This window comes from Nonomuraea sp. NEAU-A123 (assembly GCF_018603905.1).
Classification (GTDB): domain Bacteria; phylum Actinomycetota; class Actinomycetes; order Streptosporangiales; family Streptosporangiaceae; genus Nonomuraea.
Map to the genome: position 1 here is coordinate 502,039 of NZ_JAHFZZ010000002.1, position 17,083 is coordinate 519,121.

Sequence of the window (17,083 nt, forward strand, 5' to 3'; positions counted from 1 at the left end):
ACCCGGAGCCGTCAGGGAGGTGTAACGACACGGCCGGAATGATATTCCGGTCAAAGGGTGGGGTTAATTTCATGTCGTTGAATCCACGCCTGGTAAAAGAGAGTTTCGCCGTCGTGGAGCCGGTGGCCGACAAGGCCACCGCCTACTTCTACGGCCGGCTGTTCGCCGAGAGTCCGCACCTGCGGGGCATGTTCCCCCCGGCCATGGACATGCAGCGCGACCGGCTCTTCAGCGCTCTGACTCGCATCGTGTGGAGTCTGGACAGCCCGGACAGCCTGGCGTCCTTCCTCCGCCAGCTCGGGCGGGACCACCGCAAGTACGGCGTGATCGCGGAGCACTACACCGCGGTCGGCAACGCCCTACTGGCGACCATCAAGCGGTTCGCCGCCGACATCTGGGACGAGGAGATCGAAGCGGCCTGGGTGGCCGCGTACACGGTCGCGGCCAATCTCATGATCGAGTCGGCCGAGTCCGACTCCGGGGTCTCGCCCGCGTGGTGGCTGGCCGAGGTCGTCGACCACGAGCTGCGTACGGCGGACATCGCCGTCCTGACGTTGCGGCCGACGCAGCGCCTGCCGTACACGCCGGGCCAGTACGTCAACGTGCAGGTCGCGCGGTGGCCGCGCGTCTGGCGCACGTTCTCCATCGCCAACGCGCCGCGCGTGGACAACACGATCACGCTGCACGTGCGCTCGGTCCCCTGCGGCTGGGTGTCCACCACCCTGACCAGGGAGACCCGCATCGGCGACACGGTCATGCTGGGGCCGCCGATGGGCACGATGACGCTGTGCGACCGCAGCTCCCGCGACGTGCTGTGCGTGGCGGGCGGCACCGGGCTGGCGCCGATCAAGGCGATCATCGAGCACATCATCGCCTCGGGCCGCCGTCCCAACATCCACCTGCTGTTCGGCGCGCGGACGGCGGCGGAGCTGTACGACCTGCCCGACCTCATCCGCATGGAGGCGTCCTTCCCCTGGCTGCGGGTGCTGCCGGTGGTGTCCGGCCAGCCCTCCTACGACGGGATGCGCGGCCGGCTGCCGGAGGTCACGCAGCGCTTCCACTCGTGGGCCGATCACGAGGTGTACGTGTGCGGGCCACCCGGGATGGTCAACGAGACGGTCCGGCGGATGCAGATCGACGGCGTACCCCTGTCACGCATCCACCGCGACATCGTGCAGGGAGAACGCTAGGAACCGGAGAGTTGCTGGAAGGCGGCGGCGGTCTCGTCGTCGTTGGGCCAGAACGTCTCGATGGCGAGCTCGGCGACCGTGACGTCCAGCGGTGTGCCGAACGTGGCGATCGTGGTGAACATCGACAGGATCCGTGTCCCGTGCCTGATCCGCAGCGGCACCAGGATGTCGGCCGGTCCCGGCACGTGCGCCACGTTCAGGTCCACGCCGGGGTAGGTGTAGGCGGCCAGCTCGTCGTGCAGCTCGGCCAGCTGCCCGGAGCCCGAGGCCTCCGCCTGCCGGCGCAACTGGTGCAGCAGGTGGGCGCGGACCTCCGCGAGGTTGACCAGCCGGCCGCCCATCGCCTCGGGGTGCAGCGACAGCCGCATCACGTTGACCGGCTCCTTGAGCAGCTCCTCGGGCACCCCGTCCATGAACATGGCCGCCGCCGAGTTGGCCGCCACCAGGTTCCAGGCGGCGTCCACGACGAGCGCGGGGTACGGCTCGTGCCCGGCGAGGATCTTGTCGAGCGCCTGCCGGACGATGGGGGCGCGCGCCTCGCGTTCGGGGAAGAGCGGCGCGAAGCCCGCCGCCACCAGCAGCCGGTTGCGGTGGCGCAGCGGCACCTCCAGCTCCTCCGACAGCTTCATCACCATCTCGCGGCTCGGCCGGGCGCGCCCGGTCTCGAGGAAACTGAGGTGGCGAGCCGACACCTCGGCCTCGATCGCCAGATCGAGCTGGCTCACGCGCCGCCGCTGCCGCCAGGACCGCAGCAGATCCCCAAAAGACTCATCTTCGATAGCAAGCGCTCCCATGCCCGCAAACCTATCGATAGGAGGGAAGCGGGGCGATTACCTCCCACGTAAGAGGGCACGGCAGCCCCTCGGCAGCGCCGGTGGCCTGCGCGGCTCTCCTACCGCTTGCGTAATCGCGCAGCAAATCGCCCAGTCCTCGGCGCTCCTGGTCAGGGCGTGGCACGATGGCCAGAAGCGAACACGGGAGCGATGGGAGCTTGACATGAGCGACGCAGTGCTCGCGATCGGCACCCGCAAGGGCCTGTTCCTCGCCCGCTCGTCCGACGGCGGCCCGTTCGAGGTCGCACCGATCCAGTTCTCCACCGTCGGGGTGACCTCGGTGGCCATCGACACGCGCGGCACCGCGCCCCGGATCCTCGCGGGCATCGAGTACGGCCACTTCGGCCCTTCGGTGATGTACTCCGACGACCTCGGCGAGACCTGGCAGGAGGCGGAGCGTCCCCCCATCGCGTTCCCCGAGAAGACCGGCGCCACGCTGACCCGGGTGTGGCAGCTCGCTCCGTCGCCCTGCGAGCCCGAAGTGGTCTGGGCCGGGGTGGAGCCGGGCGCGCTGTTCCGCTCGGAAGACCGCGGCGTCACCTACGAGCTGGTCGCGGGCCTGTGGGAGCACCCCCACCGGCAGCACTGGCAGCCGGGCGGCGGCGGGCTGTGCCTGCACACGATCATCAGCCATCCGGCCGACCCGGAGATCATGGGCATCGCGGTGTCGACGGGCGGCTTCTACCGCACCACCGACGGCGGCAGCTCGTGGGAGGCCGCCAACCAGGGCATCCGCGCGCCGTTCATGCCGGAGGGGCAGCAATATCCCGAATACGGGCAGTGCGTGCACCGGGTCGGCATGCACCCGGCCCGGCCCGAGCGGCTCTTCCTGCAACACCACTTCGGCGTCTACCGCAGCGACGACTTCGGCGGCTCCTGGCACGACATCGGCTCGTCGCTGCCGTCCGACTTCGGCTTCCCGATCGCGGTCCATCCCGCCAGGCCCGACACGGTCTACGTGCTGCCGCTGAACGCCGACATCGACCGCACCCCGGTCGATCACCGCTACCGGGTCTTCCGCAGCGACGACGCGGGCGAGACCTGGCAGCCGCTGGAGCGCGGGCTGCCCGAGGGGCCGGTGCACGCGAGCGTGCTGCGTGACGCGATGACCGCCGGCGAGGCGGGGCTGTTCTTCGGCACCCGCGACGGCGAGGTCCACTGGTCGCGAGACGACGGCGACACCTGGTCGGCGGTCGCCCGGCACCTGCCCGACGTGCTCAGCGTGCGCGCGGCGGTGCTGTAGCCCATGGCGAAGAACGTGATGATGGTGGTCTTCGTCCTGCCCAACTCGCTGCGCCGCTGGGTGAGCGGCGACAGCGAGGTGAAGGTCTTCGCCGTCGCCGCCGACCACGACGCACCGCCGACCCTCGGCTCCGCGCTCGACACGCTGCGCCGTACGCATCCGCTGCTGGAGGAGCGGCTGCGGGACGACTGCGGCCGCATCCGCCGGCACATCCACATGATCGTGTGCGGCGAGAACGCCCGCGGCCTCGGCGGCCTCGACTGCGCGCTGCCGCCGGGCGCCGAGGTCTACGTCATGCCCGCGCTCGCCTGATCACACGGGCTGATCACACCTGCTGACCAAACCCCTGATCACACCTGCTGATTAGACCTTGCGCCAGCCCGGGACCCAGGCCCCGTCCTGGATGACGTAGTCGCCGAACAGGGCGGGCGCCTCCTTGACCATGAGCTCGCCGATGTGCTGGAACAGCAGCCGGATCTCCTCCTCGGCCCCCGCCGCCGTGCGCGCCTCGATCGTGTGCCGCAGCGTGCGTACGTTGGCCGTCCAGACCAGGCCGGTGGCCAGCCCCTCCGGGGCGAAGCGGCGCATGAACGAGGTGCGGTGCTTCTTCTCCGAGAACGGCACGCCCTCCTCGTCGAGCCCGAAGTGACCGGCCATCCAGACCTGGAACTGCTCCATCTGCTCCAGTAGGGCCGTGGCCCGCTTCATCAGCTCGGGGTCGGACTGGGCCCACTCGGGGAACCAGAACGGCAGCTCGTCGAGGCGGACGAAGCGCAGCGACTCCTGCGAGATGGCCACCCCGGGCCGGTGCCGGACGAGCTCGTGGGTGAGCACGCGGCTGACGTTGTGCAGCACGAAACTGAAGTTGAGGTGCTCCAGCACCGAGCCGTGGGCGCTGGCCAGGATGTTGCGCAGGTAGTCGCCCTGGTCCTCGCGGATGCGTACGACGTTGGGGTTGAGTCCGGGCTCGAAGGAGCGGTAGCAGAGGCGCCCGGCGAACTCCGCCAGGTTCTGTGCGTCGAGGTCGCCCCGGTCGAGCCGCTCCAGCCAGCTCTCCCCGCCGACCTCGCCCAGGTAGCGGGCGAGCTCGTCGTAGTCGAGATCAGGACGGGCGACGAGGAACACCTCGGGTTCGACGGTGCGCATGGAAGAGCCCCCGCTCGGGTTAGGCGATGTGATGGCCCCAGCAAACCAGGTCGCGGACCTGCGCGCGACTCGGCACGGGGGTCCGGCTGAACACTTGTCGCTTCAACTTTTTGGGCCTACAGTCGGAGCCCTCGAATAACTTGAAGGGACAACTTATGAATGTCGTCCTCTGGATCCTCCAGGCCTTGCTCGCCGTCCTCTTCCTCGCCGTGGGCTTCCTGAAGCTCACCCAACCCAAGGACAAGTTCAAGGCTCGCATGCCGTACGTGGAGGAGTTCAGCCAGCCGCAGATGAGGGCCATCGGCGCGGTGGAGATGCTCGGCGCGCTCGGTCTGGTGCTGCCCTGGGCCACCGGCATCGCCCCGATCCTCACGCCTCTGGCGGCGGTCGGCCTCGGCATCACCATGATCGTCGCCGCTCAGGTGCACCGGAGGCGCAAGGAGAGCTTCGCGGCTAACCTGGTGCTGCTGGCGATGGCAGTCATCGTCGCGATCGGCCGATTCTGACGCTGGGGGTCCGGTGGTGGTCGAGGGGCTCGACCATGACGAGCAGCGGGCCTGGCAGGGCCTGCTCGCGGTGATGCTCGTCGGCATTCCGCAGGTGGAGCGTACGTTCCGCACGTACGGCCTGGTCCACATCGAGTACGGCCTGCTCAACACGCTGGCCACGGGGCCGTTGCGGCTCAGCGATCTGGCCACCCTGGGCAACGTCTCGATCAGCCGGCTCAGTCACCGGGTCAGCAAGCTCGTCGAGCGCGGCTACGTACGGCTGCGGCCCGACGAGAACGACGGCCGGGCCAGTGTCGCCGAGATCACCGACGAGGGGCGGGCGGTCGTCGCCGCGATCGCCCCGGACCACGCGCGGGCCCTGCGTGAGGTGCTGTTCGACCACCTCACGCCCGAGCAGGTCGCCGCGCTGGCCGACGCCATGCAGAGCGTCGGGGCCAAGCTCGGCGCCTGCATGGAGGACGGACGCCCGAGAGAGCAGGCCGGGCCGGAGCGGCCCGGCCGCACAGCTTGCGGTTAGGTGATGTCCCGCCGGATCGTCGTGGCCGAGGCGACGGCCGAGAAGAGCACCGCGTAGCCGAGCAGCACCACGGCGCCGGCCCAGGCCGGCAGCAGATAGTCGGTGCCGAGCCCGAGATCGACGCCGCTGTTGGTCACCGCGCTGCCCGCGCCGGCCGGCGTCCACTTGCCGACGGGGCGCAACGCGGGGATCGCGTTGACCAGCGCCTCGATGATGAACACCCACACCACCGCGGCGACGATCGCGCCGAGCTGGTTCTTGATCAGCGCGCCGAGCCCGACACCGAACAGCGTGTAGAGCACCAGCACGGCCAGCACGCCCGCGGCGATGCGCAGGATCTTCGCGGACAAGACCAGCTCACCGTGGGACAGCGGGACGGACACGGCCACCGCGACGGCGGTCAGCGCCAGCACGACCAGCCCGAAGGCCAACCCGACGACCACCCCCGCACCGAGCTTGGCCACGACCACGCGCTCGCGCCTCGGCGTGGTGAGGAACGTGGTGGTGATGGTCTGATAACGGTATTCGGCGGTCATCATGACGACCCCGAGGATCATCGGGAACAGCGCGCCACTCGCCCCGAGCCCCCACATCAGCTCCTGGAAGGGCACGGTGTCCCTGCCGGGGAAGATGGGCTGGCCGTTCGGCCCGCCGCCCTGGCCCGCGAACCCGATCGTGAGACCGAGCTGCAGGAGCACGTAGGCGATCGTGACGGCCAGCATCACCCACCAGAGCCTGGTGGTGCGGAGCTTGAGCAGCTCGGCCTTGATCAGCGCCATCAGCCCTGCCCCTCCCCCGTCAGCTCCAGGAAGACCTGCTGCAGGTCGGAGCGCTCCTGGGCGACCTCGCTCAGCACGACCTTCGCGTCGAGCGCGATCTGGCCGATGCTCTCGGCCTCGAGGCCGCTCACGCGCAGGAACCCGTCATGCCGCTCGACCGTGGCTCCGGCGCGTTCGAGGGCCGGGACGAGCTCGTCGGCGCGTGTGGTGCGCACCCTGACGGCCGCGTCGCCGTTGGAGACGAGCTCGGCCAGGCTGCCCTGCCGGACCAGCCGGCCCTTGGCGATGATCACCACGTTGTCGACGATCTGCTCGACCTCGGCCAGCACGTGGCTGGAGACCAGGACGGCGGCGCCCTGCTCATGGGACAGATAACGCAGGAAGCCGCGTAACCATTGGATACCCGCCGGGTCGAGCCCGTTGGCGGGCTCGTCGAGGATGAGCACCTTGGGATGGCCGATCAGCGCGGTGGCCAGCGCCAGCCGCTGCCGCATGCCGAGCGAGAAGGCCAGCACCCGCTTGTCGGCCACGTCGGCGAGGCCGACCTGTTCCAGCGCCTCCGCGGCGCGCTCACGGGGCAGCTGGGCCGCCGTGCAGAGCACCCGGAGATGGTTGAGGGCCGTACGGCCCGGATGGAAGTTGGTGGCTTCGAGCACCGCGCCCACCTCGCTGAGGGGATGCGGCAGCTCGACGTAGCGCTGGCCGTTGACCAGCGCCGTGCCGGAATCGGCGGTGCACAGCCCGAGCAGGCTGCGCAGGGTGGTGGTCTTGCCCGCCCCGTTCGGGCCGAGGTAGCCGGTGATCGTCGCCGGCTCCACTGTGAACGACACCCCGTCGACCGCGCGTACCGGTCCGAACGCCTTGCACAGGTTTCGAATCTCGATCGCACTCATCGTGCGGCAATTATCATGACTTCTGGATGAATCGCACCTCCTCCCCAAGGAGGAATTCAGAGCCGATAGACCCGGCGGGCGTTGCCGGAGCCGATCATGTGGGCCACCCGGGCGGCGTCGGCGGCGCTCCACTCCCCCGCGTCGAGCCGCGACTTGAGCGTGGCGGCCAGGGCCCGGCGGAAGTAGAGGGCGCCCAGGTGACCGGTCTCGGCCACGCCGTGGCAGTCGGAGCCGAAGAGCTGCTTGTGGAACGGCACCAGCTCCAGCAGCTCGTCCATGATCCGCGCGGACCCGGCGGCGCTGTGCGTCAGCGCGAGGCCGACGTCGACGTAGACGTGCGGGAAGACGCTGGCCAGGTAGGCGGCCTGGCGGTGGAACGGGTAGCAGTGCAGCAGCACCACCGGCACGCCGATCGGCTGCAGCGCCTTGACGAACGTGGTCATCCGGGCCGGATCGGTGCGATGCAGGCCGGGGTGGAACCCATGGTCGGGGTCGCCGAAGCCGGCGTGGAACTGCACCGGCAGGCCGCGCTCCCTGGCCACGTCGACGGCGGTCCACAGCAGGTAGCGCAGCAGGATCGGGTCGGTCAGCGGCTCCTTGGGGTCGGACAGGCGGCGGTTGGCCGCCGCGATGACCGCGCCCCTGCTGGGCCTGGACGGGTCGAAGTCGAGGCCGCACCGGTAGCCGATGACCGTCGCCATCCCCACGGCTCTGGCGGCCCAGGCGCTGAGCTCCTCGGCCAGGCTGTCCATGTAGTCGAGGGCGAGCTGGGCCATCTCCGCCACGTCGTGCTCGATCTGCTCGATGCTGACGACCTCGTTCGCGGCCGCGTCGCCGTGGCGGGCCAGCTCGGCGGCCGTCAGCAGTTCGGCGCCCTCCATGCCGGTGTCGACCAGGAACGCCCCCACCCCGGCGGCCCGCAGCAGCCGCCGGTTGACCTCCTCCGCGCCGAGCTCGGCCCGGCGGGCCAGGTAGAGGGCGGCGGCGGTGTGCGGCTCCAGGCCGAGCACGGGCGCGCACCAGCGGCGGATGGCCGCGCCGATCGGCGCGTCGAAGTGGGTGGTGCCGGGCGGCGCCGGGCAGCCGCCCTCGTTGATCAGCAGCTCGAACTGGGCTCTGGACAGGTCGTCGCGGCGCACCCCGTGGCAGTGGTGGTCGATGAGGGGGGCGAGGAGGGCGTCACGCACCGTATCGGGTAGATCTACGGGGAGCATGCGGAGACTCTAAGTGGTCTCCGCACGCCCCTGTTGCCGTTTTACCTACCGGAAAGACGCGCTAGATCCTCACCTTTGGGCAGGCGGCCTCACCGGCGGGCCAGACGGAGGACGTTGGCGATGACCTTGGCGCCCGCGCCGCCCTCGGCGGTGAGGATCGACTCCGGGTGGAACTGCACGGCGAAGCGGCGCCGCTCGGTGTCCTCGATCGCCATGACGTTGCCGTCGGGCGTGACCGCGGTCGGGGTGAAGCCGACCACGCCCGCCCGCTTGGCGTGCAGGGAGTGGTAGCGGGCCGCGACGAACTCCTCGGGCAGCCCGTCGAGCAGTGCGTCGCCGCCACCCAGCCGGGTGACCTGGCCGCGCTTGCCGTGCTCGGGGTAGTCGAGCAGCTCCAGCGAGCCGCCCGCGTGCTCGACCATCGCCTGCAGGCCGAGGCAGACGCCGAAGACCGGCAGGTCGCGGGCGTAGATCTGGTCGATGAGCGCCGACATGCCGAAGTCGGACGGCCAGCCGGGCCCCGGCGACAGGACGACGAGGTCGGGCGCCAGGTCGTCGAGCATGGCCGCCGGGAAGCCGTGGCGCAGCGTGACCACGTCGGCGCCCTCCTGGCGGAAGTAGTCGGCGAGGGTGTTGACGAAGGAGTCCTCGTGGTCGACGAGCAGCACCTTCATGCCCTGGCCCGGCTGCTCGCGGGTGTGCGTGACCGGCTGGGCGTGCGGCTCGTTGACCGCGGCCAGGGCGCCGAGCAGGGCGCTGGCCTTCAGCTCGGTCTCGCGCTCCTCGGCTTCGGGGTCGGAGTCGAACAGCAGGGTGGCGCCGGCCCTGACGGTCGCCAGGCCGTTCTTGATCTGGGCGGTGCGCAGGGTCAGGCCGGTGTTCATGGAGCCGTCGAAGCCGATGAAGCCGATGGCGCCGCCGTACCACCTGCGGGTGGTGGCCTCGTGGTCCTCGATGAACTGCATGGCCCAGGTCTTGGGCGCGCCGGTGACCGTGACGGCCCACATGTGGGTGAGGAAGGCGTCGAGGGCGTCGAACTCGGGGCGCAACCGGCCCTCGATGTGGTCGACGGTGTGGATCAGGCGGGAGTAGAGCTCGATCTGGCGGCGGCCGATGACCCGGACGGAGCCGGGCACGCAGATGCGCGACTTGTCGTTGCGGTCGACGTCGGTGCACATGGTCAGCTCCGACTCCTCCTTGACGCTCGTCAGGAGGGTGCGGATGGCCTCGGCGTCCTCGATCGGGTTGCTGCCGCGGGCGATCGTGCCGGAGATGGGGCAGGTCTCAACGCGGTCGCCGCTCACCCGGACGTACATCTCGGGCGAGGCGCCGACGAGGTGCTCGCCCTCGCCGAGGCTGATGATGAACTCGTACGGGGCCGGGTTGCTGTGGCGCAGGCCGCGGAAGAACGCCGACGGGTCGGTGCAGGTGGCGTGGAAGACCTGGCCGGGCACGACCTCGAACAGGTCGCCGCGCTTGAACTTCTCCTTGGCGGCCGCCACGACCTTGGCGTAGTCGCCCCTCTTGGGGTCGGCGGGCACCTCGGCGGGCTCGGTGATGGGCACGGACGCGCCGGTGCGCTCCAGGCCGCGGGTGGTGGCCCCGTCGACGGTGAACTCGTAGCGGTATTCGACGCTGGTCTCGCGCTGGCGGTCGATCACCACCAGCCTGTCGGGCAGGTGCAGCACCAGGTCGCGCTGGTCGTCGGGGCGGACGAGCTCCTGCCGGATCGGCTCGAACTGGAAGGCCAGGTCGTAGCCGAAGGAGCCGTAGAGGCCCAGGTGCGGGTCGTCGCCCCGGAAGGCGGCGATGACCTCGCGGATCGCGGTGAACACCGTGGGCCGGCGGCTGCGCATCTCCTCCGTGAGCAGGTCGGCCGACTCGGGCACGTACACCTCGACGAAGTCGGCGGTCGGCTCCTCGACGGGCTTGCCCGCGGCCAGCAGGCAGGAGACCACGGCGGGCAGCACGACCCTGCCGCGCGCGTTGAGCGCCCTGGCGGAGATCCGGCGGCCCTTGGCGACCAGCTCCAGGCAGGGGTCGACGTAGCCGAAGGCCCATCGGCTGTAGCGACCTGGGTAGTCCATCCCGGAGGAGAAGGCGCCACCGCGCCTCTCGCCGAGTGCCGTCACGATCTCTTCGAGCGCTTCCTCCGGCACCTGGCGTACCTCACGCTCGACGCCGATGCCCCCGGCGGTGGTATATCCGCTCGTCTCCACTGCTGCCCCTTGTCGAAAACCGATGGTTCAAACACTGATGCCCCGGGGGCGGACACGAGAAAGGCCGCCTTCCGGGGCGGCCGTCCGTTGAGGAATGCGAATCACGCGCCGCCTAGGAGCGGCGCCACCACTGAAGCTGCAACGAGATTCGCATGTGGCAAGGGTAACCGGCACGCGATGATCACGCAACGCGCCCGCGCCGGGCGGGCCCCATCTGAGGGAAATGCCCGGCAAATAGGGGTGCGCTACTCCTGACGGGAGTCCTGACGAGCGGCTAACTTAAGCAATCATGGAACGCCCCCCGTTACTAGCGTGGCGCTCGGTCACGCTGATCTCGATCTTGCTGTTCGCGGTTCTGCTGCTCCTCAGCGGCCGTTATGGATATCACCGCGATGAGCTGTACTTCCGCGTGCTGGCCGAGCATCCGGCCTGGGGTTATGTGGACCAGCCCGCGCTGGCGCCGATGGCGGCCAAGCTGTCGATCGCCGTGTTCGGCGACACGCTCTTCGGGATCAGAGTGCTGCCCGCGCTGGCCGCGGCGATTCTCGTCGTGCTGGCCGCGCTGATCACGCGCGAGCTGGGTGGCCGGGGGGTCGCGCAGATCCTGGCCGCCCTCGGCGCGGCGACCGGCGCCTACACCCTCATCGCCGGGCACACGCTGCTGACGCTCAGCTTCGACCTGCCGTTCTGGGCGGCGGCCATCCTGTTCATGACCAAGGCGCTGATGCGCGAGCAGCCACGGTGGTGGCCGGCCGTCGGCGTGATCGTCGGGCTGGCGACCTACAACAAGCACCTGATCGCCATGCTGGTGCTGGGGCTGGCGGTCGGGCTGGTGACCGTGGGGCCGCGCCGGGTGCTGGCCAGCCCATGGCTGTGGGGTGGCGCGCTGATCGCGGTGGCACTGGCCGTACCGAACCTGCTCTATCAGGCCACGCACGACTGGCCGCAGCTCAAGATGGCGGCGGCGCTGAGCGGCGATCGGGGCGGCGAGCTGCGGGTGCTGTTCGTGCCCATGCAGCTCACGCTGTTCGGGCCGGTCGTGACCGTCATCGGCGCGTTCGGCTGGCTGCGTCTGTGGCGCGACCGGCGGGTGCGGGCGCTGGCCGTCGCCTATCCCGCCGCGGCGGCGGCGACGCTGATCAGCGGTGGGCGCTTCGACTACACCGCGGGCCTGATCCTGCTGCTGTTCACGGCGGGCTGTGTGAGCGTGGAGGCGGCGGGGCTGGGCAAGGTCCGGCTGGCCCGCGGGTTCCTCGTGCTGAACGGCCTGGTGTCGGCCGTGATCGCGCTGCCGCTGATCCCGGTCGACAAGGTGGGCGCCACGCCGGTGCCGGCGATCGACGAGGTGGTGCGCGAGTCCATCGGCTGGCCGGAGTTCGCGGCCAAGGTCAAGAACGTGCTGGGGTCGTTGCCGCCGGCGGACCAGGCGCGGGCCATCGTCATGACCGGCAGCTACGGCGAGCACGGCGCGCTCGTGCGCGCCGGGATCCCACGCGTCTACAGCGGCCATAACCAGCTCCACGAGTACGGCCCGCCGCCCGAGAGCGCCACCGTGGCGGTGATGGTGAACATCGGCCCCCGCGGCAGGGACTTCCAGTACAAGAACTGCGAGCAGAAGGACCGCGTCGACAACGGCGTCGGCGTCGACAACGAGCTGCAGGGCATGGGCATCTTCCTGTGCCGGGACCTCAAGCAGCCGTGGAGCGTCGCCTGGCCGTCCTATCAGCACTTCGACTGACCCCTGGGGTGCCCCCGGGGTACCGCGTCCCGGGGGCATCTGTTACTGGTAGGTAATGCGACGAGTGCGGGTCCGGCGTGACCTTCCCGTTCCGATGCCCGACGGAGTGACCCTGCTGGCCGACCACTACGCGCCGATCAGGTCGGACCGGGCGCCGGTGATCCTGATCCGCTCGCCGTACGGCAGGCGCGGCGTGTTCGGCTGGGTGTACGGCCGGGGCTTCGCCAGGCGTGGCTTCCAGGTGGTGATCCAGAGCTGCCGGGGCGGTTTCGGCTCGGGCGGGACGCTCGACCCCCTCGGCGACGAGCACGACGACGGCCTGGCCACCGTCGCCTGGATGCGCGAGCAGCCCTGGTACGGCGGATCGTTCGCGATGTTCGGCCCCTCCTATCTCGGCTACACCCAGTGGGCCATCGCGGCCGACGCCGGTCCGGAGCTGAAGGCCATGGCCACGCAGATCACCGCCTCGCAGTTCAGGGACGCCGCCTACGTGGGCGGGGCGTTCGCGCTGGAGTCGGCGCTGAGCTGGACCACGCTGACCGACGCCATGTCGCGCCGGTTCGGTGGTACGGCGATGCTGACGGCGCCCCGGCTCACCCGCAGGGCCGTCTTGTCCGGGCGGCCGGTGGCCGAGCTGGATCTGGTGACCGCGGGCCGGCCGCTGCCGTTCTTCCAGGACCTCCTGGCGCATCACGCCGACCCGGCGGTGCCGTACTGGGACAAGCGTGACTTCTCCCCGAAGGTCGGCGAGGTGGCGGCGGCCGTCACCATGCTGGGCGGCTGGTACGACGTGTTCCTGCCGTGGCAGCTCAAGGACTATCAGGCGATGCGGGCGGCGGGGCACCGGCCGTACCTGACGATCGGGCCCTGGTACCACGTGGACGCCCGGCACGGGCGGCCCTCCATGGCCGACGCGCTGGCCTGGTTCCGGGCGCACCTGCTGGGCGACCGGTCCGGGCTGCGGGCCGAGCCGGTGCGGTTGTACGTGACGGGGGCCGAGGAGTGGCGCGACTACCCCGACTGGCCGGTGCCCGGGATGCGGCAGGAGCGGTGGCACCTGCGGCACGGCTTCGGGCTCGGGACCGAACCGCCGCAGGAAGATGAGCCCGACCGGTTCCGCTACCACCCCGACCATCCGACGCCGGTGATCGGCGGGCCGGTGCTGCTGGCCGACTCCAGGCCGCGGGACCAGCGGCGGTTAGAGGCGCGGCGCGACGTGCTGGTCTACAGCTCTCCCGCGCTGGAGTCGGACGTGGAGCTGATCGGGCCGGTCGGCGCCGAGCTGTTCGTCAGGTCGAGCACGCCGTACGTGGACGTGGTCGTGCGCGTCTGCGACGTGCATCCGGACGGCCGCTCGCTCAACGTGTGCGAGGGGGTGCGGCGGCTGGGTCCCGACCTGGCGGGGGACATACGGCGGGTGCTGGTGGACCTGTGGCCGGTCGGGCACCGGTTCGCGCGCGACCACCGGATCCGGGTGCAGGTGGCCGCTGGGGCGTACCCGACGATCGCCCGTAATCCGGGCACCGGCCGACCGCTCGGGCTCGGCGGGGAGATGGTGCCCGCCGACGTCGAGGTGTTCCACTCCCCCGAGCACCCCTCGGCCGTGCTGCTGCCCGTCCTGCCATGCGCGCCGCGCGATTGATGTCGCTGCTCCTGCTGTTGCAGGGGCGCGGCGGGATGACGGCCGCGGAGCTGGCCAAGGAGCTGGAGGTCTCGGAGCGGACCATCCACCGCGACGTGCTCGCGCTGTCGGAGTCGGGGGTGCCGGTCTACGCCGACCGGGGGCGCGGCGGCGGCTACCGGCTGCTGGACGGCTACCGTACCCGGCTGACCGGGCTCGACCGGGCCGAGGCGGAGGCGTTGTTCCTGTCGGGGGTGCCGGCGGCGCTGCGGGAGATGGGGCTGGAGGAGGTGGCCGCGACGGCCCGGCTGAAGGCCGCCGCGGCGCTGTCCCCCGGCGTGCGCGACGCGCCCTCGACGGCCGCGCAGCGCTTCCACCTGGACGCGCCCGGCTGGTTCGCCGGCGACTCCCCGCCGCCGGCCGCGCTCGCCCCGCTGGCCAGGGCCGTCTGGCGGGACCTCATGGTGACGGCCGTCTACAAGGACGCGGAGCGGACGCTGGAGCCGTACGGGCTCGTGCTGAAGGCGGGCGCCTGGTATCTGGCGGCGAGGAGCGGCGAGCGATTCCTGATCTTCCGGGTGGACCGGTTCGGGGGGATCGGCGTGCTCGCCCGGGTCTTCGAGCGTGACCCGGGCTTCGACCTGGCGGCCTTCTGGGCTGGGCAGTCCGCGGCGTTCAGCCGGTCGCTGCTGCGTGAGACGGTCACGCTGCGGCTGAGCGAGGCGGGGGTGCGCATGCTGCGCCACATCGCCGACCCGGCCGCCCTGTCCGACGCGCTGGCCTCGCTCCAGCCCGACGGCACGATCCGGCTGGGGGTGGAGTCGGTGAAGGTGGCCTACGGGCAGGTGCTGCGGTTCGGGCCGGAGGCGGAGGTGCTCGGGCCACCGGAGCTGCGCGCCCTGGTGGCCGAAGCGGCGGCCCGGCTGGCGGCACTTTACCGGTAGTCCTCCGGATCGTTATCGGTAGTCCTCCGGGTCGGCCTCCTTTCCGGCCTCTCGCACCTCCGTGATGAACCGCCACACGTCCGGCCTGCTGCCGTCCACGTCCGTGAATCCGTACACCTGGGCCAGTTCGCCGCTGGAGACCGACTTGCCCGACCAGCGCCGCTTGTCCGGGTCGGTGGCCAGGGCGGCGACCGCGCGACCGGCGTAGGCCGGTGTCTCCGACACCGCCCAGGCGGGGTCGGGCTTGGCCTCACGCCAGGTCTCCTCGGTGACGCCGAACAGCTCCAGCATGGCCTCCGAGCGCAGGAACCCCGGCGTGAGCGCCACCGCCGTGCCGCCGTGCGGCTCCAGGTCGTGCGCCTGGCTGAAGGCGAGCCGGTTCACCGACACCTTGGCCAGGTCGTAGTACGGCGAGACCCGGTAGTGGGTGTCGTTGTAGTCGGTGGTGCCGTCGGTCACCTCGACCACCAGGCCGCCCGGGTTGCGGATCAGCAGCGGCAGCAGGTGGTGGCTGGTGATGAGGTGGGTGTCGATCGCCAGCCTGAGCAGGCGCAGCCCGTTGTCCAGGTCGTGCTTCCACACCGGCGTGTCCCACTCGTACAGCGGCTCGCCGCCCCACACGTCGTTGACCAGCACGTCCAGCCGCCCCTGCTCGCGGTCGATCCGCTCTGCCAGCGCCTTGACCTGGGCCGGATCCAGGTGGTCCACCCGCACCGCGATGCCGGTGCCGCCGGCCCGCGTGACCAGCTCGGCCGTCTCCTCGATCGTCTCGGACCGGTTCAGCTCCGAGCGGCCCTCACGCGTCGATCTGCCGGTGCAGTACACGGTCGCGCCGACCGCGCCCAGCTCGACCGCTATTCCTCGTCCCGTTCCGCGGGTCGCGCCCGCCACCAGAGCAATCATGGGGCCATGCTCGCCCGGAAAGAGGACATCTCATGTCATGTTTTTCGCCGGAGCCCTGTGATAAGTAGGTAGTTACTATGAACAGCGAATTCGAGTTGCGCGGGGTCAATCACATCGCGCTGGTCTGCTCGGACATGAAGCAGACCGTCGACTTCTACTCCGGCGTGCTCGGCATGCCGCTGATCAAGACGATCGAGCTGCCGATGGGCTGGGGGCAGCACTTCTTCTTCGACTGCGGCGGCGGCAACGCGCTGGCCTTCTTCTGGTTCCCCGACGCGCCCGAGGGCGTGCCCGGTGTGTCGGCGCCGCGCAACCTGCCCGACAGGGGCGAGCTGCTGTCGGCCGTCGGGTCGATGAACCACATCGCCTTCGACGTGCCGCCCGAGCGGATCGAGGAGTACCGCGAACGGCTGGTCGCCAAGGGCATCGACGTCGGCGTGCTGCTCAACCACGACGACAGCGAGTTCGGCGTGGCGCCCGAGATGCACGACGGCGTGTTCGTCCGGTCGATCTACTTCAAGGACCCCGACGGGGTGCTGGTGGAGTTCGCCGCCTGGACCCGGCCGGTCGGGCAGCCCGGCGACGTACGGCACGAGCCGCGGACCGCCGCCGAGCGGACCGTCTGATGCCGCGGCTGCGGCAGGTGCCCCGCGAGGAGATGACCGACCCGCTGGTGGGGTTCTTCTACGACCAGCTGTTCTCGCCGGAGCGGGCGGGCACGGCGACGGGCTCGCCCGGCGACTGGTGGACGGTGTTCGCGCTCGACCCGAAGATCTTCCGGCACTGCGTCAAGGGCTTCCAGCTCTACCGGGACTCCTCGCTGGACCCGGTGCTGCGTGAGCTCGGCCAGACCAGGGCCGGGTGGGCGCGGCAGAGCCAGTTCGTCTTCTCCCAGCACTGCAAGCAGTTGCGGGCGCTCGGCGTACCCGAGGAGAAGGTGCGGGCGGTCGCCCACTGGCAGGTCAGCGACGTGTTCGGCGAGCTGGAGCGGGCCGTGCTCGCCTACACCGACGGGCTCGTGCTCGACGGCGGGCGGGTGCACGACGAGGTGTTCGCGGTGCTCCGCGCGCACCTGCCCGACGAGCAGATCCTGGAGCTCACCTACGTGACCTGCCTGTACGAGATGCACGCCACGATGGCCAGGGCGCTGCGGCTGGAGTTCGACGACCGGCCCGACCCGATCGTCGAGGTCCCCGCGCCCGAGGGCTACGGCAGCCGTGATATCGCCGACGAACTGACCGTTCGTCGCGAGGAGCCGACCACTCGTCGATCGGTGACCTGACCGAAATATTTGCGTCACTAGTCTGCGAGGGCAAGAGCCGCATCTCCCTAGG

General features: G+C 70.7%; 17 protein-coding genes. 10 read left to right on the plus strand and 7 right to left on the minus strand.

Annotated features, from left to right (window positions below; genetic code table 11):
• The first annotated feature begins 71 nt into the window (after positions 1-71).
• Entirely contained in the window at positions 72-1,190 is a 1,119-nt protein-coding gene (locus tag KLK06_RS06490; RefSeq protein ID WP_214634376.1) for a globin domain-containing protein, read from the plus strand.
• On the opposite strand, the gene KLK06_RS06495 is transcribed toward KLK06_RS06490, so the two are convergent.
• Positions 1,187-1,984, minus strand: coding sequence for a helix-turn-helix domain-containing protein (locus KLK06_RS06495; RefSeq protein WP_214634377.1), 798 nt, complete (start codon positions 1,982-1,984; stop codon positions 1,187-1,189). The two genes, KLK06_RS06490 and KLK06_RS06495, sit on opposite strands and share 4 nt — an antisense overlap.
• A gap of 202 nt (positions 1,985-2,186) precedes the next feature.
• Between KLK06_RS06495 and KLK06_RS06500 the strand changes: the two genes are divergently transcribed.
• On the plus strand, positions 2,187-3,266 hold the full coding sequence (locus KLK06_RS06500) for an exo-alpha-sialidase (protein WP_214634378.1): 1,080 nt from the start codon (positions 2,187-2,189) through the stop codon (positions 3,264-3,266).
• A 3-nt stretch (positions 3,267-3,269) separates the two neighbouring features.
• Positions 3,270-3,578: a hypothetical protein gene (locus KLK06_RS06505; RefSeq protein ID WP_214634379.1), complete on the plus strand. Its 309-nt coding sequence runs from the start codon at positions 3,270-3,272 to the stop codon at positions 3,576-3,578.
• A gap of 51 nt (positions 3,579-3,629) precedes the next feature.
• Here KLK06_RS06505 and thyX read toward each other — a convergent pair whose 3' ends face one another.
• Positions 3,630-4,412: an FAD-dependent thymidylate synthase gene (gene thyX, locus KLK06_RS06510; RefSeq protein WP_214634380.1), complete on the minus strand. Its 783-nt coding sequence runs from the start codon at positions 4,410-4,412 to the stop codon at positions 3,630-3,632.
• 155 nt (positions 4,413-4,567) lie between these two features.
• Here thyX and KLK06_RS06515 point away from each other — a divergent pair, with 155 nt between their 5' ends.
• Both KLK06_RS06515 and KLK06_RS06520 read left to right on the plus strand, forming a co-directional pair.
• Positions 4,568-4,918, plus strand: a complete 351-nt coding sequence (locus KLK06_RS06515) for a DoxX family protein (RefSeq protein WP_214634381.1) — start codon at positions 4,568-4,570, stop codon at positions 4,916-4,918.
• A 13-nt stretch (positions 4,919-4,931) separates the two neighbouring features.
• Positions 4,932-5,438, plus strand: a complete 507-nt coding sequence (locus KLK06_RS06520) for a MarR family winged helix-turn-helix transcriptional regulator (RefSeq protein WP_214634382.1) — start codon at positions 4,932-4,934, stop codon at positions 5,436-5,438.
• Here the strand turns inward: KLK06_RS06520 and KLK06_RS06525 are convergent.
• The 4 genes from KLK06_RS06525 to KLK06_RS06540 form a co-directional block, all read right to left on the minus strand.
• A complete protein-coding gene (locus KLK06_RS06525; protein ID WP_214634383.1) occupies positions 5,435-6,217 on the minus strand; it encodes an ABC transporter permease in 783 nt (260 codons plus the stop codon). The genes KLK06_RS06520 and KLK06_RS06525 overlap by 4 nt on opposite strands.
• Complete coding sequence (locus KLK06_RS06530; RefSeq protein WP_214634384.1) at positions 6,217-7,110, minus strand: ABC transporter ATP-binding protein; 894 nt, start codon at positions 7,108-7,110, stop codon at positions 6,217-6,219. Before KLK06_RS06530 ends, KLK06_RS06525 begins: the two co-directional genes overlap by 1 nt.
• A 56-nt stretch (positions 7,111-7,166) precedes the next feature.
• Entirely contained in the window at positions 7,167-8,324 is a 1,158-nt protein-coding gene (locus KLK06_RS06535) for an amidohydrolase family protein (protein WP_214634385.1), read from the minus strand.
• Between the two features lie 89 nt (positions 8,325-8,413).
• Positions 8,414-10,543 carry an anthranilate synthase component I gene (locus KLK06_RS06540; protein ID WP_214634386.1) on the minus strand — a complete coding sequence of 710 codons (2,130 nt, stop codon included), beginning with the start codon at positions 10,541-10,543 and terminating at the stop codon, positions 8,414-8,416.
• Between the two features lie 289 nt (positions 10,544-10,832).
• Here KLK06_RS06540 and KLK06_RS06545 point away from each other — a divergent pair, with 289 nt between their 5' ends.
• The 3 genes from KLK06_RS06545 to KLK06_RS06555 all read left to right on the plus strand — a co-directional run bounded on the left by KLK06_RS06545 (position 10,833) and on the right by KLK06_RS06555 (position 14,846).
• A complete protein-coding gene (locus tag KLK06_RS06545; protein WP_214634387.1) occupies positions 10,833-12,281 on the plus strand; it encodes a glycosyltransferase family 39 protein in 1,449 nt (482 codons plus the stop codon).
• A 94-nt stretch (positions 12,282-12,375) separates the two neighbouring features.
• A complete protein-coding gene (locus KLK06_RS06550) occupies positions 12,376-13,923 on the plus strand; it encodes a CocE/NonD family hydrolase (RefSeq protein ID WP_250904952.1) in 1,548 nt (515 codons plus the stop codon).
• On the plus strand, positions 13,905-14,846 hold the full coding sequence (locus KLK06_RS06555; protein ID WP_214634389.1) for a YafY family protein: 942 nt from the start codon (positions 13,905-13,907) through the stop codon (positions 14,844-14,846). The genes KLK06_RS06550 and KLK06_RS06555 overlap by 19 nt, the downstream gene beginning before the upstream one ends.
• A 12-nt stretch (positions 14,847-14,858) precedes the next feature.
• Here KLK06_RS06555 and KLK06_RS06560 read toward each other — a convergent pair whose 3' ends face one another.
• Positions 14,859-15,749, minus strand: coding sequence for an SDR family oxidoreductase (locus KLK06_RS06560; RefSeq protein WP_214634390.1), 891 nt, complete (start codon positions 15,747-15,749; stop codon positions 14,859-14,861).
• A 77-nt stretch (positions 15,750-15,826) separates the two neighbouring features.
• On the opposite strand from KLK06_RS06560, the gene KLK06_RS06565 reads away from it, so the two are divergent.
• Together KLK06_RS06565 and KLK06_RS06570 are read left to right on the plus strand one after the other, a co-directional pair.
• On the plus strand, positions 15,827-16,375 hold the full coding sequence (locus KLK06_RS06565) for a VOC family protein (RefSeq protein ID WP_214634391.1): 549 nt from the start codon (positions 15,827-15,829) through the stop codon (positions 16,373-16,375).
• Positions 16,375-17,031 (plus strand): carboxymuconolactone decarboxylase family protein, encoded by a 657-nt coding sequence (locus KLK06_RS06570; RefSeq protein ID WP_214634392.1) that lies wholly within the window; start codon positions 16,375-16,377, stop codon positions 17,029-17,031. The genes KLK06_RS06565 and KLK06_RS06570 overlap by 1 nt, the downstream gene beginning before the upstream one ends.
• Positions 17,032-17,083 lie beyond the last annotated feature (52 nt).

What these genes read in the sequence shown, in the direction of transcription:
- KLK06_RS06490 (WP_214634376.1), top strand. Translation starts at nt 72, where the DNA reads ATGTCGTTGAATCCACGCCTGGTAAAAGAGAGTTTCGCCGTCGTGGAG.
- KLK06_RS06495 (WP_214634377.1), bottom strand. Translation starts at nt 1,984, where the DNA reads ATGGGAGCGCTTGCTATCGAAGATGAGTCTTTTGGGGATCTGCTGCGG.
- KLK06_RS06500 (WP_214634378.1), top strand. Translation starts at nt 2,187, where the DNA reads ATGAGCGACGCAGTGCTCGCGATCGGCACCCGCAAGGGCCTGTTCCTC.
- KLK06_RS06505 (WP_214634379.1), top strand. Translation starts at nt 3,270, where the DNA reads ATGGCGAAGAACGTGATGATGGTGGTCTTCGTCCTGCCCAACTCGCTG.
- thyX (WP_214634380.1), bottom strand. Translation starts at nt 4,412, where the DNA reads ATGCGCACCGTCGAACCCGAGGTGTTCCTCGTCGCCCGTCCTGATCTC.
- KLK06_RS06515 (WP_214634381.1), top strand. Translation starts at nt 4,568, where the DNA reads ATGAATGTCGTCCTCTGGATCCTCCAGGCCTTGCTCGCCGTCCTCTTC.
- KLK06_RS06525 (WP_214634383.1), bottom strand. Translation starts at nt 6,217, where the DNA reads ATGGCGCTGATCAAGGCCGAGCTGCTCAAGCTCCGCACCACCAGGCTC.
- KLK06_RS06530 (WP_214634384.1), bottom strand. Translation starts at nt 7,110, where the DNA reads ATGAGTGCGATCGAGATTCGAAACCTGTGCAAGGCGTTCGGACCGGTA.
- KLK06_RS06535 (WP_214634385.1), bottom strand. Translation starts at nt 8,324, where the DNA reads ATGCTCCCCGTAGATCTACCCGATACGGTGCGTGACGCCCTCCTCGCC.
- KLK06_RS06545 (WP_214634387.1), top strand. Translation starts at nt 10,833, where the DNA reads ATGGAACGCCCCCCGTTACTAGCGTGGCGCTCGGTCACGCTGATCTCG.
- KLK06_RS06550 (WP_250904952.1), top strand. Translation starts at nt 12,376, where the DNA reads ATGCCCGACGGAGTGACCCTGCTGGCCGACCACTACGCGCCGATCAGG.
- KLK06_RS06555 (WP_214634389.1), top strand. Translation starts at nt 13,905, where the DNA reads ATGCGCGCCGCGCGATTGATGTCGCTGCTCCTGCTGTTGCAGGGGCGC.
- KLK06_RS06560 (WP_214634390.1), bottom strand. Translation starts at nt 15,749, where the DNA reads ATGATTGCTCTGGTGGCGGGCGCGACCCGCGGAACGGGACGAGGAATA.
- KLK06_RS06565 (WP_214634391.1), top strand. Translation starts at nt 15,827, where the DNA reads ATGAACAGCGAATTCGAGTTGCGCGGGGTCAATCACATCGCGCTGGTC.
- KLK06_RS06570 (WP_214634392.1), top strand. Translation starts at nt 16,375, where the DNA reads ATGCCGCGGCTGCGGCAGGTGCCCCGCGAGGAGATGACCGACCCGCTG.